This is a genomic window from Micromonospora sp. NBC_00821 (assembly GCF_036347035.1).
Taxonomy (GTDB): domain Bacteria; phylum Actinomycetota; class Actinomycetes; order Mycobacteriales; family Micromonosporaceae; genus Micromonospora; species Micromonospora hortensis.
In genome coordinates, this window is the sequence record NZ_CP108880.1 from 2149448 (window position 1) to 2165992 (window position 16545).

General features: G+C 68.4%; 11 protein-coding genes. 7 read left to right on the forward strand and 4 right to left on the reverse strand.

Annotated elements, in window-relative coordinates; translation table 11 throughout:
* Positions 1–525 precede the first annotated feature (525 nt).
* The 5 genes from OHB44_RS09890 to OHB44_RS09910 all read left to right on the forward strand — a co-directional run bounded on the left by OHB44_RS09890 (position 526) and on the right by OHB44_RS09910 (position 11066).
* Positions 526–2418, forward strand: coding sequence for an Hsp70 family protein (locus tag OHB44_RS09890; protein WP_330440489.1), 1893 nt, complete (start codon positions 526–528; stop codon positions 2416–2418).
* A gap of 1 nt (position 2419) precedes the next feature.
* Complete coding sequence (locus tag OHB44_RS09895; protein ID WP_330440490.1) at positions 2420–4519, forward strand: hypothetical protein; 2100 nt, start codon at positions 2420–2422, stop codon at positions 4517–4519.
* 373 nt (positions 4520–4892) lie between these two features.
* Positions 4893–7958 (forward strand): BTAD domain-containing putative transcriptional regulator, encoded by a 3066-nt coding sequence (locus OHB44_RS09900; RefSeq protein WP_330440492.1) that lies wholly within the window; start codon positions 4893–4895, stop codon positions 7956–7958.
* 215 nt (positions 7959–8173) lie between these two features.
* Complete coding sequence (locus OHB44_RS09905) at positions 8174–9484, forward strand: hypothetical protein (protein ID WP_330440493.1); 1311 nt, start codon at positions 8174–8176, stop codon at positions 9482–9484.
* A 496-nt stretch (positions 9485–9980) separates the two neighbouring features.
* A complete protein-coding gene (locus OHB44_RS09910; RefSeq protein ID WP_330440494.1) occupies positions 9981–11066 on the forward strand; it encodes a hypothetical protein in 1086 nt (361 codons plus the stop codon).
* A 308-nt stretch (positions 11067–11374) separates the two neighbouring features.
* On the opposite strand, the gene OHB44_RS09915 is transcribed toward OHB44_RS09910, so the two are convergent.
* The 3 genes from OHB44_RS09915 to OHB44_RS09925 all read right to left on the reverse strand — a co-directional run bounded on the left by OHB44_RS09915 (position 11375) and on the right by OHB44_RS09925 (position 12108).
* Positions 11375–11668: a DUF4262 domain-containing protein gene (locus tag OHB44_RS09915; RefSeq protein ID WP_330441209.1), complete on the reverse strand. Its 294-nt coding sequence runs from the start codon at positions 11666–11668 to the stop codon at positions 11375–11377.
* 21 nt (positions 11669–11689) lie between these two features.
* A complete protein-coding gene (locus tag OHB44_RS09920; RefSeq protein ID WP_330440495.1) occupies positions 11690–11836 on the reverse strand; it encodes a hypothetical protein in 147 nt (48 codons plus the stop codon).
* Between the two features lie 89 nt (positions 11837–11925).
* Positions 11926–12108 (reverse strand): hypothetical protein, encoded by a 183-nt coding sequence (locus OHB44_RS09925; RefSeq protein WP_330440497.1) that lies wholly within the window; start codon positions 12106–12108, stop codon positions 11926–11928.
* A gap of 327 nt (positions 12109–12435) precedes the next feature.
* On the opposite strand from OHB44_RS09925, the gene OHB44_RS09930 reads away from it, so the two are divergent.
* Positions 12436–15441, forward strand: coding sequence for an alpha/beta fold hydrolase (locus tag OHB44_RS09930; RefSeq protein ID WP_330440498.1), 3006 nt, complete (start codon positions 12436–12438; stop codon positions 15439–15441).
* Positions 15438–16124, forward strand: a complete 687-nt coding sequence (locus OHB44_RS09935; RefSeq protein WP_330440499.1) for a YdcF family protein — start codon at positions 15438–15440, stop codon at positions 16122–16124. The genes OHB44_RS09930 and OHB44_RS09935 overlap by 4 nt, the downstream gene beginning before the upstream one ends.
* An 87-nt stretch (positions 16125–16211) precedes the next feature.
* Here OHB44_RS09935 and OHB44_RS09940 read toward each other — a convergent pair whose 3' ends face one another.
* Positions 16212–16448 (reverse strand): hypothetical protein, encoded by a 237-nt coding sequence (locus OHB44_RS09940; RefSeq protein WP_330440500.1) that lies wholly within the window; start codon positions 16446–16448, stop codon positions 16212–16214.
* Positions 16449–16545 lie beyond the last annotated feature (97 nt).

Below are 16545 nucleotides of genomic sequence, written 5' to 3' on the forward strand. Positions count from 1 at the left end.
CGCCCTCCAGCGCGAGTAGCGAATACTTTGCGCCCAGGTGGCGTTGGGGTTGTCCGGGATGCCTCCGGTCGAGGCACTGCCCCTAGATGCCGCTCTGCGAGCTTTCGCTTGAGGAACAGGCCGGGTGCGTGGATGGCGTCGTCGAGGAATTCCAGGACCCGGTCGTCGGTCTAGACCATCACGGGCCCGGACCTTGCCGGTCTTCCACTGTCGGACGCGCTCCTCTTCCCCGATGATAGGACGGGCGAATTCGCCGGAGACTCTGACCAGCGCGGCGGGGTTGGCGCCGACAACGCGTTCGTCGACGAGGACGAGGATGCGTCGGCGGCTGTTAGGGCCGGTAAACGCACGCCGGCGGCGGTCTTGCCGACGCACGGGGTTGTAGCCAACCTTCACCACGACTATCTCCGCGACGCGATTGCGTTGGCGGCGAACAGGAAACAGCTGGCAGGCGCGGCGCACCTCCTGGTGGCCGTAAGTGATTGACAGGTGACGTGAATGTGATCCTCATGTTTGACTAGGGGCATGGGAGCGGGGGAAGCGCGGTTGTCGATCGATTGCGGCAGCGCTGGAACCCGCGCCGCCTTGGCCTGGGCCGACGGCAGCGTGCACGTGCTGGCGATCGACGGCGCCCCGCGCCTGCCCACCATGGCGTCCCAGCCCACAGACGGGCGGACGCCACCCGAAGGGCAACCCACCGGGAATCAGCTTGAAGCGTTCATTCCGGGCCCGCGGCATCCAATCGAGGACGCGACGGCGGGTGACGCTGATCGAGGCGCGGTAGACGCGGTGGTGGCGGCGCTGCGCGGGGTCGCGGCCGAAGCCGAGCGGTTAGTAGGTCAGCCGGTGCGGGACGTGCGGGTGGTGGTGCCAGCGGGATGGGGGCCCAGGCGGCGGACCTGGATGCGGCAGGTCGCGCACCGGGCCGGGATGCCGCAGCCACGCCTGGTGGAAGCCCCGGTGGCGGTCGCGGAATACCTACTCACCAACGGTGTGCGGGTGCCAGTCGGAGCATTCCTCGTTGTCTGTGACGTCGGCGCGGGCGCCGAGGTGACAGTACTTCGACGCGCGCCCACCGGGTTCGAGGTTCTCGCGACCCTCGCCGACAGGGCGGCCGGCGGCACCGCAATCGATCAGGCATTCGCCAACACTCTTATCGGCACCGCGATGGGCACGGGTGAGGGCACATCGCGCCCGTCGGTCGTGGACAGCGTTCGAGTGGCCAAGGAAGCATTGGTGCGCCACTCGGCCGTCACGGTCCCGCTCCCGGATCGGCCGCCCGTGATCGCGAACAGCGCCATGCTCGACGAGGCCGTGCGGCCTGTGGCGTGGCGCGTGGCGCAGTTGACGCAGGAAGCCATCGCCGCCGCAGAGCTGACCGCTGCGGACCTGGCCGGTATCTACTGTGTAGGCGGCAGCGCCCAGCTGCCGCAACTGGCGACGGCGATCACCGAGCGCACGGGCGTCGCCCCCGCCGTTCTGCCCGAGCCGGGGTTGGCCGCGGCTCGGGGCGCCGCCGACGTCGGCGCCGTCGATACCGGGACGGTCGAGCGGGTGGAGGTGCCGGTGCCGCCCGTGCGGCGGGCGGCGGCGATCGCGGTGCCCGGCTTCGCGTCGCTGGCCCTGATCTGGCAATGCCTGCTGACCGCGGAGCAGCACGGGGTGCTCGGCCTGTATTACTCGGTGAGTGTGAACTGGGGCGAGTTCACGATGGCGGCCGTGATGGCCCTGCTGGCGTGCCTGGCCGCGGGCACGGTCCTCGGCTCGCTGATCGCCGCCCGCAGTCCCACCCCCGGCACCCGAACCGAAGGGGGAAGGGTCAGCGTCGGGATCCTCGCAGCGGTGTCCCTCGGCGCGGCGATCGCCGGCCTGTACGCGGTGGTCACCAGCCAATACTTCGGTATGCCCGTCGGCCCATACCTGAAGTGGGCGCTGTGGCCGATCGCGCCGGTGTCGGTGATGGCCGTGGCGATGGCGGCCGTCGCCGCCCGGCAGTGGCGTACCCCGCACGGCGGCTGGTCGGCGTTGCTGGCCGCGCCGAACGGATCCATCGTCGCCGCCACCCTCGGCATGGGACTGATCCAGTACTCCCTGACCGCCGACCGGTGGCCGGACCGGATCCTGTGGATCGACATCGCCGGCCGCGTCGGCGGCCTCCTCCTCGGCATCGCCGTGGTCATGGCAGTGGTGACACCCCTGATGTTCCGCCTCATCCTCGCCGCCCCGCTGGCGGTGATCTTCGCGGCGATCGTCAGTAGACGGGCCGCCGGCATGCTCGGCGTCATCTACGCCATCGCCGTCGCGACCTGGTGGGCTACTCGGCTCTGGAGCCGTGTCCTGCGCCCCTCCCGGCCCACTGCCACCGCACCTCTGACGGGCCCGGTTCGGGCGGACATGTCACCGGGTGGAGGCGGGTGACATGCGGTGGCCGCGGCAGCTGATGTCCCTGCTGTTCGTCCTCGCGCTGCTGGCCGGCCCTCCGATCGTGCTGCTGTCACTGATCGGGCCACCCGAACTGGGTTGGCCGACCGCGGCGCAGGCACGCGAGTGGGTGCAGAACCCGCTGACCGAACAGAGCCTCACCGCCGCGCTGACCATCGCGGCCTGGCTGGTGTGGCTCCTGCTCGCCTACACGGTCACGATCCGGGTGCTGACCCGCCTGAGCGCGACCGTGTCGTGGCTGCGGCGCATGCCGCTACCGACACCCCTCCAGGCCACCGCCGGTGGCATCGCCGGCGCGGCCGTGTTCGGCGTCAGCTCCCACGCGATCGCCGCACCGCCACCACCGCCCACGCAGCCGGTAGCGGCAGGAACCCTGGATGAGGCCGGTAAGTCCACACCACCCGACGGCGACGTCCTGGCCCACGCGGGGATCAGCGTCGCCGGCGGCTGGCTACCGCGCGACGTGGCGGAGCAGGTCAGCGCCGCGGCGGCGCTTGTGTGGCTCCGTCGCCGCCGCTCCTACCGGCCCCGCCCGCCCGGTCCACCGAGCCGCGAGGACACGGACCTGGCGCCGCTGCCCCCGACAGTGGCGGCCGTGCAAGCCGCCCTCGCCGATTCGACGCCACCGCCTACCGAACCCGGCGCCGCCTCGGCCGGCTCGTCGCCGCTCGACCAGCCAACCCCTAGCAGGGCTTTCCCCCGAGCTGCGGTCGGTCTCACCGGGCCGGGGGCGCACGACGCGGCGCGAGGCCTGCTCGTCACCAGCCTCCTAGCTGGGCATCATCACCCGGCAGTGTCCGTGGTCGCCACCCGAGCCGTCCTGGCCGGGTTGCTCGGCCCCACCGCCGAAACGCTGGCCCGCCGCCTGCCGGGGCTGGCCGTCATCGACAACCTCGGGCAGGCAGCGGGGTTCTTCTCCGGAGACCACCCTGGTCGTGGCCTGGGCGGACGAGACCCGGCACAACGAAACACGCAGGAGGGCACCGGCCCACCCGGACCAACCCTCATCGTCGACGAGGCGTCCGCGACGGACAACGCCGGGACCCTGGCGAGTCTGGCCACCGCCCCCTCCGCATTGGCCGTGCTCGGACGGTTCCCGACCGGCCGTACATGGCAGGTCGACCCGTCGGGGCGCACCCACCACCAGGACGGCAGCGGGTCAGCCGGGCCACGGATGTGCGTCCTTACCCAGGTCACGGCCACCGACCTGCTCACCGTCATCGCCCACCCCGACACGGCACCGCCAGAGCCTGGCACCTCCGGCCCGTCGCGCAACCCCACCCTGGCAGGCCGGTCCCCGCAGTGGGAGATCACCGCCCAGGAGCACCCCGTCCGCTCCGGCAACGACACACGACGCCTTCAGCTGCGCGTGCTGGGCGAACCGACACTGCTGCTGGACGGCCACCCTGTGGAGATCCGGCGGACCGCCGCGCTCCAGGTCCTCGTGTTCCTCGCCGCCCACCCCGACGGAGCCGACACCCGACAGCTGACCGACGCCATCTGGCCGGGCCTGCCCCGCCGCTCTCTCACCGGCCGCCTCTACACCACCCTCAGCGACCTCCGCGCCACCATCCGGTCGACGGCAGGGGTGACCCTCATCGAACACAGCGACGACCGGTACCGCCTCGACCCCATTGGCGTCACCGTCGACCTGTGGCACTTCCACCACGCGGTCCGCGACGCCACCACCGCCGTCGCCGCCGACGCGACGACCTGGAAGGCCGTCATCGACGCCTACCCCGCTGACCTCGCCGCCCGACGGATCTGGCCCTGGCTCGACCCGATCCGCGAGGCCACCCGCCGGCACGTCATCGACGCACACGCGGCCCTCGCCAGCGCCAGCCCTGACGTCCGTGCGGCCCTGGCATGGCTGCAGGCCGGTATCCGCATCGACCCGTACAACGCCGACCTGCACACCCGCGCGGTCAGCGCACTCATCGCCCTCGGCGACCACGACGCGGCCGACCATCTGCGGAAGGATTACGCCCGTCGTCTCGCCGCAGCGGGCATCCTTCCCACCGACACGGCTCTCACGACAGCCGCCCTCGGGGACCATCCCGCCATCCCCACCCGGTAACGCCGCCCGCTCCGAGCGCACGGGCAACCCACTTCGGGAAAGCCCGAACTGTGCTACCCCTGCGCTTCCGGCTCCGTTTCCGCCTGCGGCTTCCCCGTACTCGGTCCCAGACAGCCAGCTCGTCCTGCTGACAAAGGCTCGTCTTGGCCTCAGCAGATGCCGCCCGTCGCACCGTCTCGACTCCTATCGACCGCCGGTGAGCTGGGGTTGTGAGGTCGTGTGAGGTCGTGTGAGGTCCTGTCAGCCAGCGGAACCGCGTCGTCTTCTGCCGCTCGCCCTACGGTCGATTCGCGGCCAACGTTTCACGGCGCTGCCAAGCCGGCTCGGTGCCGGTCGGCGTCCGGGTCCCGCATACGGCAGCAGGGGAGGGGCGATGAGGTTCAGGGTCGCTTCGGCCGCTCACACGTCGGCGGTCACGCTGCTGCTCGTCGCTGTGCCGGTCACGCTCGTCCGCGTCGGCAGGTGGCCACGCCCGCAGGGCTCGTGGACGACCCTGCTCCGCGGCTGGGTCGAGGAGCCCCTCAGCGGCGGCTTCCTCGCCGGCATCGCCTACCTCGCGGCGTGGCTGCTGTGGGCAATGCTCGCCGCCGCCATTGCGATCCGCCTGTACGCCCAGGCCGCCCGGATGTCACGGCGACTGCCACGGCTGCACATGCCCGGGCCACTGCAGGGAATCACGGCGGCTGTCCTGGGAGCGACCGCCGTCAGCACGGCGGCCACCGCGACACCCGCCCACGCCAGCGCGACCACCACCGCCGCCGCGGAGACGACCCATGCACCGCAGGGCCCAGCAGCCACCGCGCCTGCCCACGCCGACGACCAGACCACCTCACCAGCCAACGGCAGGGACCAGGCCAAGAACACCTACACGGTGCGGCGCGGCGACACGCTGTCCCGCATCGCCCAGGACCGCCTCGGCGACGCGGACCGCTGGCCCGAAATCTTCACCGCCAACCGTGGCACCCGCTTCCCCCACACCGGTGGGACACTCCGCGACCCTGACCTCATCTACCCGGGCTGGACACTGCGACTCCCTCCCACGGCCGAAGCACCACGCCCCTCGCCCCCACCGGCGCCTGCCACAACGCCGACGACACCAGCTCCGTCAGGATCGCCCAGCAGCCCGACCGGAACGGACACCGACGACGGCCTCGTCGAGTCCGCCCCAGCGACGACGTCCCCGCCAGCCGGCCACGCTTCGGCGTCGGGACCAGCTGCCACGCCCACCACTCGCCCCGCCGACGAACGAACCGCCCCAACGCCGCGACATCAGCCGGGTGTGTCGCTCGGTACGGGTAGCTGGCTCGACATGGGACTCGCCGCCGCAGTCCTCGCCGCAGTTGCCCTCGTTTGGGCACACCGCCGTCGCCGCTACACCCCCCAGCAACCCACCGCGCGCCCACGCCTCGACGACCCGAGCGTCGAACCGATGCCGGCGGTGGTCACCCGGATCCGCCGCGCCCTACGGGCCCTGACACCGAGCGCGAAGACCATTCCTGACCCTGGCCCCGACCTCGAACCTCCGCACGACGAACCCGTCGTGGACCCTGACTCGACCCCGGCAGACGCGGCCGACGACGACACCTCCAAGCTCACGGCGCACGAGTCGCAGCCGCCTATACCCGCGCCGACCCGCCCGCTGATCGAGGTGTGGCCGTCTGCGGGACTCGGTCTGATCGGGCCCGGAGCCGAGGCAGCGGCCCGAGGCGTGCTGCTGTCCGCCCTCGCCGCCGGCGGACCGGATGACCCCCATAGCCGCCACCACGTTGTCATCGCCTCGGACACCCTCGCCACGCTGTTAGGCACCCCCACAACCCCGCGGGCGGGCACCCCGCGGATGACCATCACCAGCGGACTCAGCGACGCTCTGACGCTGATCGAGGAGCAGACGCTAAACCGCGCACGCATGTGCGGCGACTACGAGGTCGACACGATCGCCGACCTGCGCGACCGGGACCCAATCGCCGAGCCCGTGCCACCGACGGTGCTGATCGCCGCCCCCACCACTGCTCATGAGCGCACCCGCATCACCGCGCTGCTCACGCAAGGACACCGACTCGACATCCACGGCGTCCTGCTCGGCGCCTGGCCCGATGGCGACACCATCCTCGTCGCCCAAGACGGCTCCACCAGCATCATTAAGCACGACGCGAAACAGCACAGCTGTCCTTCCGCCGTCGGCCGCCTGAGCGTCATCAACCGCAGCGAGACCACCGAACTGCTGCGGCTCCTCGCCGAGTCCCATACCGGCGAGCCTCAACCGCCAGCACCCGCGCAGCGCACACAACTACCCACAACCGTCAGGCACCTCGACCCGAACAGCAGTGCGACACCCCCGAGCGACAAAGAGGCTGTCCCGCGGCCCGGCCCGCGCCCCGCCAACGCTGGTCGCCTCAACGTCCTTACTCCGGCCCAGGGAGTCGACCTTCCCGCCGAAGTGCAGCCCAGCGAGCCCCGCGCACCGGCACCGACCGCACCGCCGCGCCCTGTCACCGGTCAGGGACCACGACCGGCCGCAGCCAGCGGCGCCATCACCGGCCCGCCCGATCACACCGATCCGAACCCCACACCCGAGAATTCCGCCGCCGCACACCCGCACGAGCGCCGCGATCACGCCGGGAATGAACCGCACCCGGCGGGCGACGACCAGTCTTCCCGTACCGGCGGACGCGTCGACGTTCGAGTGCTCGGAGGGGCCCGCATCATGGACATGGACACGACCACGCCGCTGCGCGCGAAAGCCCTCGAACTGCTGGTCTACCTCGTCGTTCAGGACGGCGAGGCAGCACAGGACAACATCCTCGACGACCTGCTGCCCGACGCCCCCGCCTCGAAGGCACCGCACCGCCTGCACACCTACGTATCCGCACTACGCAAAACCCTCGTCCTCACCGGAGGACCCGCCACCTACCTCACTCACCCGTCGCGCCGCTACGCCCTCAACCGCGACGCCCTCGACACCGACCTGTGGCGCATGCGCGCCGCGCTGCGCGACGCCGCGCTCGCCACCACCGACAACGACCGCACCGCCGCACTGCAGCGCGCCGTCGACGCCTACGACGGCACACTCGCCGACGGCTTCGACTACGAATGGATCGAGGCATACCGCGAGGGCATCCGCCGCCAAGCCCTCGACGCCCACCTCGCCCTCGCCGCCGCTACCCCCGACCCGACACAAGCCCTGGCCGTCCTGGAAGCCGCGATGCGCCACGACCCGTACGCCGAAGCCTCCTACCAGCAAGCGATGCGCGCCCACGCCTCACTCGGACACCTCGAGCAGATCCGCTCCCTACCCCGGGCCCTCACCCTCCGCCTCGACGAGATCGACGCCGAACCCAGCGAGGACACCCTCAGACTCGCCGACCGCCTCATCGCCGAGCTGCGCCGCCAGAGGCCGACCGCGAAGCCCGACTCTCACGACAGCGGACTTCACCCATGACGCCGGACCCTTCGGCGGCGCCCGACGCACGTCGTGGCAGCCCGCACGATCAGCCCAACCGCAGCGGCGACGGCCCGCAGGCGACAAACTGGGACCACAAAGGCACCGACTGGGCCCTGCAAGCATCCGTGCCCACCGGACATCCTCGGCCCGCCCGCAGCCCTCAAGGCGGGCCGGCGCATCGACAAGCTTCGTCCCCGACGACCCTCGACGCGGTGGACGCCGACCTGGCCACAGCAGTCCGGCACGCCGCCTGGATACGCCAGGTGTTCTACGTCCTGGTGCTGCTGGTCGCCCTCGTTGGACAAGTCACCGGCGCCGTCCAAACACTCGGCGTACCGGTGGCCGTCGCGGTCCCCGCCGTCGCGGCGCTCGAACTGGGCGGCGTGGTCGTGATGGCCAACGCCGACGTGCGACGCCGCCTCGGCGAGCGGGCAATCGGATCACGCCTACTGTCCGCCGCGATCGCCGCCGGAGCCGTCACCTTCAACTGGGCCGCCCACCCCGACCACCTAGCCGGCGGCTTCTACGCAGGCATGTCCGCCCTCGGATACCTCGTCTGGCTGATGCACGCCGGCAACCAACGCCGCGACCGCCTGCGCGTCACCGGGGGCCTGCCACCCACACCACCGGCCTACGAGGTGTTGGGGCATTGGATCTGCCACCCCGCCATCACCGCCCGGGCGCGGTCCATCGCCAAGGCCGACGGCCTCGACCTGTACGAATCCCTCGCAGCGGCCCGCACCGCGATCGCCCGCCGACGCCGCGACGCCGCGATCGCCAAGGTGCTCCATCGCAAGATCAGAACCGCCGTAGACCCCACCACCGCCGACATCGCCGTGCACGTGTACGACCTGGACGAGATCGCCGCACGCCTCGCGGCCACCGCCGACTACAACGGGCTGACCACGCTCCTGGCCGCTGACCTCGCCCCGGAGCGGATCATGACGGCCCGCAGTTCCAGTCGCCACCGTCGCTGGTTTAGGCGAGAGGGCATCGCGGACGCACCGCCGGCACCTAAGCCCGCCTCCTCCGCGCCGCAAGCGCCCACCGCGTCGGTGGCGGACATGCCCCGCGATGACTGGCAGGAGCCGATTGCAGAGCCAGAGGAGAACCCTGAGCCGGACCCGAGCGGCGACGAGCAGAGTACGGAGAGCCGGGACGCTGGCCCGCCTGAAGCTCTGACCCCGGACGATCCGGCCGTCGGGGACCCGGCAGATGGGACCTTGAACGACAAGGACGTCCGTGGTGCGAACGCCGACGAGGAGACGGACGACGGCGATCAGAATGTCGACGCCGACGCCGACGCCGACTCGGAAGTGCCCCGGGGTACCGCGCAGGCAGTGGCCTACTGGCTGCGCAAGGAGCCGAACCTGGACCCTGAACTGCTCGCCGAGAGGATCGGCAAGTCACTGCGATCGGTCTACCGATACCTGCCGCCGGATTACCCCCGCCGACCAGGGATCCCCAGGCGACGGATCCGACGCCAGCCCGGCCCCGCCCGACGCGCGGGCCACAGCGAGTGACGTCAACAGGCACCACGCCCGCTCAAAGGACGAGGAAAGAGCCGCACTTCCTACTCGAGAACCCGCAGGCGGGCTAACACTGCGGAAGCGAGACCAGTGCAGGATGTGGCCTCTGTGAGGGATAGCCGAAACGAGGTAAGCGAACAGGCAACCGATTTCGATGCTGCTCAGCGGTATCAGGCTGCTGTCGGCGTACCGGCTCCCCAGGGGGAGACCGGTACGGCTTGACGTGCGCGGCTGCACCGGGGCAGGCGACTTTTGATGGTCGGCTGCCTTGACGGGGCAGCTGGGCGTAGTGCACGAAAAGGGCCTACTGTCTCGAGGACCAGTCGTACGATTTTGAGCTGGCGCGCCCATTCAGTGGCTATCTGCCGATCGCGGATGTAGCTACAGTTCAAGGCGGAACATTGCAGTACGTTGACGTGTAGCTGTCTGTCGCTACACTTAGCGACGACAGGAGGTCACGTTGACGCGACGCGCAAGGTTGACGCGACGTATGAGGGTAGTGACGTCAGCCCTTCTCTTCGTCTTCACTGTAGTCATCGGAATCGCTATCAACAAGGTCACTGACACGTTCACCTGGGCTTGGGCTGGGGCCTTGGCGACGCTGGTCCTCGGCGGCGTTGCAGTACAGATCACTGCCACCCGCCTGCAGGACGGAGCAACAGATTCTGCTGTAGGCGCGGAAGCGACCGCCCAGCAGACGATGACCATCACGGGCGGAATCGTGGTTGGCCCTGTTCAAACGGTTGTAGTGGGCGTGTCAGGACGGTCATTGGCCGTCATGGCGACGTCGATGGCCGTCGTGGCTGCGATTACCTTCTCGCTCGCCCTTCTTGCTGTCACTGTCAATCGGCGGGCTGATGAGACCAGAGGGGCCGGTCGGGGACCATCCGCGTCGAAGGGCGCTGAGACCGGCATTCCTCGACTTGCTGGTCCCGACCCATACCTTTACGTCGGTCTTGATGACAGCATTCATTTGGCCCGCAAGCAGGCCTGCCCAGGACTTTTCGGGCTTTGTCTGGGGCAACCGGTCCAGCTTGCGCTCGATTCGTTCGGTATCACTGAGATCGAGGGCTTCCCGCAGAGCGAAGGACGGCCGGGAGCAACATGCCACCGTTGGCATCCCAAACATCTGGACACGGTCACCGTGTGTGACGTCGGTGGCGCGATCGAATCGATACGCTATGACTCTCTGTCGCGCACCAGCTTGGCGCTGGCCGCCCCCGAGGGCGTGGTGGTCGAGTTCCCCGCCGCCATCCCCACTCAGGCCCCATTGATCACGACGGCGTTTCAAGACAAGCCATTCTTGTCTACGTACGTTCCCGGTGAGGGGGAGGGGATATTCGGGATCAACTGGTTCTTACCTCAAGAATCCGAAGGCACGCCTGATGCCTACCTAGCTATCGTGGCCCGCGCGCCCGGCCTATTTGAGATCGATGCGAGACCGTGCATAGGTGAGGATGACGTCTACTATCCGTACGATGAAATCCTCCAAAACGGCGAGATGGCTATTATCACCAGCGTCGAGGTCAACATGTTTCAGCCCGGAGATATCCGTGGTCCGGCGGCCTGCAAATAGTCTGCTGCACTTACGTCTGCAGTGCGGTGAATCTCTGCTCTCGTAGCCGCTTTTTGGGCACGAATGCGTCTGCGATTGGGTAAACGAGCGTAACCGGACCGAGTAACTCCGCCTGAGTGACGAGGGAACCTCGGCCCGACCATCCTGAGCTCCGTTGTAATGTGGATTTCTGTAAGTAACGGCGTACCCACCTATGTACGCCGACTGCTGCCCTCGCTGGTGCTGCCACCTTTGTGGGCCAGCGGTTCGGTCGTGCCCGGGATCCGGCGCCTGGGGGCGTCCGGATCCTGGGCGGCGCCGCGTCGTCGCTACATCTGAGCAATCAGTGGCTGTGCCTGTGGTTCGAGGCTGTACCCGCTGTCCCAGGGGAACCGGCCCTGCTGGTCCGGCCAGACGAGCTGCTGGAGGCGGATCTGGTGACGGCCGTAGCGGGCGATCGCCAGCCCGGGCAGCAGATCATGGGTGGTTGATCCGTCGATGATGATCGCGTCGTGGCCGGCGATGAGGTCGCTGATGCGCTGGCCGTGGGTGAACCGTTCGGCCCTGTCGTCGACGCGGCGGGCGAGGTCATTGAGCAGGCTGTGGGCGACCTCGGTCGGCAGCCCGGCAGTGAGTAGTTCAGGTTAGTGGTGGGCGGTGAGTCCGACGGTGTAGGCGAACGGAATGGTGGTGTCGGGGTCGTCGTCGGTGGGCAGGACGTGCGTGACGGCCCAGCCGATGGTGTCGATGATCTGTTCTTGGCGTCGGAGGACGTCGTCGATGTTCGGCATGGCGGGTGTCTCCTGGTCACTCGGGCGTACGGGTGGGAGTCAGGGTCGGGTGGTTCGACTTCGACGAAGCCCCAGAGTCGTTCCATGACCTAGAGTTGCCAGGTGCGGTAGCGGTCGGCGAATCCGCGGCAGACCGCGGGCGGGACCGGGCTGCCGGCGTACGGCAGGGTTGAGTGGCAGATGGTGTAGCCGGCGTCACCGCGCGCCTCGGTCACCTTCTGCTTGAGACGGCCGGGGTCGAGGTGCATCGGGTTGTCCGGCTTTCTCTGCACTATGCAAGAGGCGCGACCGATCGAACGGCTCCATCTCGTGACCCGCTCTTCGGGAAGACGAGTGAGTACTCGCCATGGAGCCAATTCAGGTGTCCGCTCGGGGAACACTCAACGGACGGCCGGAAGACCAGCAAGGCACGTTATATCGGGCGTATACCGATCCGGGTCCGTACAGCCCTGGCAAGATCCGTCCAGTTCCGGTCTGGGAGGCCGTCCAGGACGGTGCCTCCCACAGGACAACGGCCAGGACGCCCGTCGAGTACCCGTTCGTTCCTCGTCCGGCGTAGCCGTGCGTACTATGCCGGTAACGCCGCGACAGGAGCCCCCATGTTTACTGGCGACCTCGTCCTCATCCACGGATTCTGGTCAGCAACGCGCACATGGGACCGCCTCGTCCAACTCATCGAAACCGACGCCGACCTGACCGGCGTCAACGTCGACCCCTTCGGCTACGAATCACCGAAGATCCGGCTGCCGCTGTCACCGACCCGCATCCCGGACTACGACGACATCGCCCACTCCCTCGGCAGCCACCTCGCGCTCCAGGACCCCTCCCGACCAGTAGTGATCGTCACCCACAGCCAGGGCGGCCTGATCCTGCAACGGCACCTCGCGTGGATGGTCCACGAAGGCCGGGCCCGTGAACTCGCCCGCATCCGCGCGATCGTGCTGCTCGCCTGCCCCAACGAGGGCTCCGAATACCTCGGCACCATCCGCCGGGCACTCGGCTTCGGCCGCCACCCGCAAGCCGGGCAACTCGCCACGCTGGTCGCCGACGCCACCGAGGCCCGACGCACGTTCCTGCGCTCAGTAGTGAACGCCCAGACCCCCAGTGACCGTGACTGCCCGATCCCCGTGTATGCCTACGCTGGACGTACCGACAACGTGGTCACCCGCGCCTCGGCGCAGAGCGTCTTTCCCAACGTCGGCTCACTGCCCGGAAACCACTCCACGATCCTCGACCCGACCTTTCCGGGCAGCCTGACCTTCGCCACGCTGAAGACGCACCTCATTCAGGTCCTGTTCAGGACTGAACAGTCTGCGACGTCGTCGAGGGAGCCGGTACTGTGCCGTGCGAACTTGCCGCCGACGCCCTTCGTCGGTCGTCAGTCCGAACTGGCTCAGCTGGAGGGGTGGTTCTCGGAGGACGATCCTGCTCCGCCCCTGCTGCTGCTGGGTGAGGCGGGGGTAGGGAAGTCGGGTCTGCTGGCCCATTGGGCCGATGGATTGCACCGCCGAGTAGCTGTAGACGTTCTCGGCTTCAATCTCGGTGGATTCGGACAGCCGGGTAGTCGCAAAAACATCTCTGACGCGTTCGGAGAATGGCTGGCCCATCTGAAACCGGGCGAGCCAATACCACCGGACCCGACGGCGCGCCGTGTCAGTCTGCTGCATGCGATCCGGGGTCGGCGTTGCCTGTTCATCTTCGACAATGTGGACGACTACACCGAACTTCGACCCGTCCTGCCCGGCATCCCGAGCATGTGCCGTGTCGTCATCAGCAGCAGGCGCGAACTGCACGGTCTGCGGGCCGTCGAAGGTGCCCGAACCTTGCATATCGGCCGACTTGGTGAGGACGCCATGCGCCTGCTGGATGCCGTAATGGGTGGGCGTCTCGCAGGGCATCCCCAGGTGGCGAGGGAAATCGCCGAGTACTGTGCCGGGCTCCCATTGGCGTTGCGGGTCGTCGCCGAGACCGCACAAAACCGGCGGCTCGACGAGGTCGTTGCCGAGTTGGCCACCAAAGCCGGTGCCCTTGCGCCGATGAGCCGATCAGGCGACGACTTGGCGAACGTCCGAGTAGTGCTGTCCTGGTCCTACGAAGCACTGCCGTCCGACGCAGCGCGGCGTGCATTCCGCCTCCTCGGCGTCTTCCCTGCGAAGGGCTCGACCGCCAGTCTGCACACGATGGCCGCGTTCCTCGGCCTCGACATCTCGAGAACCCGAGACTTGCTAAACGTTGTACGGTCGTATCACCTGCTGGAATGGGCGTACGACCCGTCCGCCGAACGGCATCTCGCCGATGGCGTGCCGGACGGCGTCGACCGGACACCAGCACTGGCACTGCGGATCGGCCGTCACGACCTTTTGCACAGTTTCGCAGCGGAGATCGCGGCCAGCCCAGGATTCGTCGATGAGGTCCGCGACGCGCTCACGCGGTTGTCCGACCTGTACTACAACGGAGTCAACGAGGTGTTCGACTGGCAGAACCGTGACAATCTGATGGTGGACCTCGACAGGCGAAATGCCTGGCGAACTGAAGACCCGGTCGGTGTCTACATGACCCAAGCAGCGGGCGGCCCGTTCCAATGGTTCGAGCGAGAACGCACGAACTTCGTCTCCCTCGTCATCCACGCCGCTTCGCTCACGCCGCCCCTGCCGATCACCACGGGTCTGGCTTGCTCGGCGTTCTACTTTCTGGAAACTGCACGCTCGTTCGACGACTGGGACCGTGTCGAAGAGGCCGCGTCAGCGCATGCACAGGCGACCGGCGGCGACCGCCTCGACCTTGCACGCTGGCTGCGCAACCGGGGCAGGAGACACCTCGTCACCCTGCTCGAGCACAGCGAACGCCTACAACCGTCAGGCGGTAGTCAGACAATGTCGCGAGAGGCGGCAATGCGGGCCCGCACCTACCTGGAGCATAGCCTCCGCCTGTACGTCCAGGAGTCGACCACCGCCAGTCCGCCTGACCGGCGGCGTCGCGCGGTCGCCGGCGTCGCGACCACTATGCGGGAGCTCGCAGATCTTCGCAGGCTCGAGGCGGAGTTCGGCACGGACCCGGCAGGCTCGACCGAAGCCGTCGCCGCGTACGAGACCGCCCGCGCCGCCTTCGACCGTTACGCCCCGAACATCTCCACCGAGTCGCGAGAGAACTGGATCGCCTCATTCGAGCTTGCGTTCGGCATAGCACATCTGCTCAACAGAGCCGACAACCCGGACGCGCTGGCGGAAGCAGAACAGCTCATCGACCGGAGCCTCGCATATGCCAAAAGGCTCGACCGCAACGGCCGCTCGCGAAGCTCCCGGCTGAAGGCGTTCGGATGGCGCCGTTACGGCGATCTCCGACGAACTCAGGGACGTCTCGCGGAAGCGGCTCGCAGCTACGACACGTCGGCAACCGTCTTCGACAAGGAGGTCCGCGATCCGCTCGGTTGCGCCCGATCGTTGGCCTACCAGGGCCGAGCCCTCGGCGAACTGGGTAGCCATGAACAGGCGGCGTTACGTGCGTATACCGACGCCGAACGACTGTTCCGAGAAAACGCCGCCGACGACGAAGCAGCCATCGTCGCCGACTGGATCCGAACCGCCGACCCACCGAACCGCGCATGACCGAGGAGCGTGTAGTGACCGCAATTGCCGACCTGCCGATGTCGATCCGAACCCAGCTGCTCGACATCATGGCCGGGCCGCACGGCACGCCACCAACCGCGGCCCAGCCGACTGACGTCCTCGTCGTCTTCGGCGCCGCCGATCCGCAACTGGCCTACGATGCCGCCCAGCTGCACGACCGCGGCGGCGTCAGCCACGTCGTGTTCACCGGCGGAACGGGCAAGGACTCCGGCCCGCTGACCGCGCTCGGCATCGCCGAAGCCGACTTTCTGGCCTCCATCGCCATTGCCGCAGGGCTGCCACCGGACGCCATCCTCATCGAACGGAACGCCAAGAACGCCGCACAGAACGCGGCCCTGTCCCTACGTACGGCGGCAACTGCTGGGCTGATACACGTCGGCACCACCGTGGCATCTCTTGCACCCGCCCAACGCAGCCGCCGACTATACGAGGAACTCCGATTTCAGGCGGCCGCCTTCGACTCTCCAATTGAGGTGATAGCCGGCCTGTCCACCGGCAGACCTGCCGTCGACTTAGCCTCCCCGGCCACGCTTGTGGAACTGGCCAACGAGCTACGCGGCCTGAGCACCATGCACGCGCTCGACACCCCACGAATCTTCCTCTTGCCTGAGTTCCAGACCGGCGGCCGTTACGCCGAACTGGCACACCAGATCAATAGCTAATTCAACCAGATCCTGCCACTCAAACCCTGCTGAACAGCACGTGATTCGGCTTGATCGAGACGACCGTGGTTCTCAGTCCTTCGCAGTTCAAGGCCCTGTCGTGGGCATGCCGAGTGCCACGGTTCCACGGGTTTGTGGGCGTTCGGCTTGGGCGGTCGTGTCGCCCATGAAGGCCAATGTGAGGTCGGTGCGCATGTGCAGCACCTGCTTCGGGTAGGTGCGTGGAGCTACCAGGACGGTGGTGCGGTCGCCGAAGCCGATGGTGGTGGTCGTCGCGTCGGGGCGGCGGGCCGCGTGGGCGAAGATCCGCGCCGCGGAGGACATCGCCTCGGTGTATTGGTCCATCGAGCCGGACAGGTCGACCAGGATCGCCAGGTGCAGACGGGGCTTCTCGGGCGGTAGTTGGGCACGTCGCTGCCAC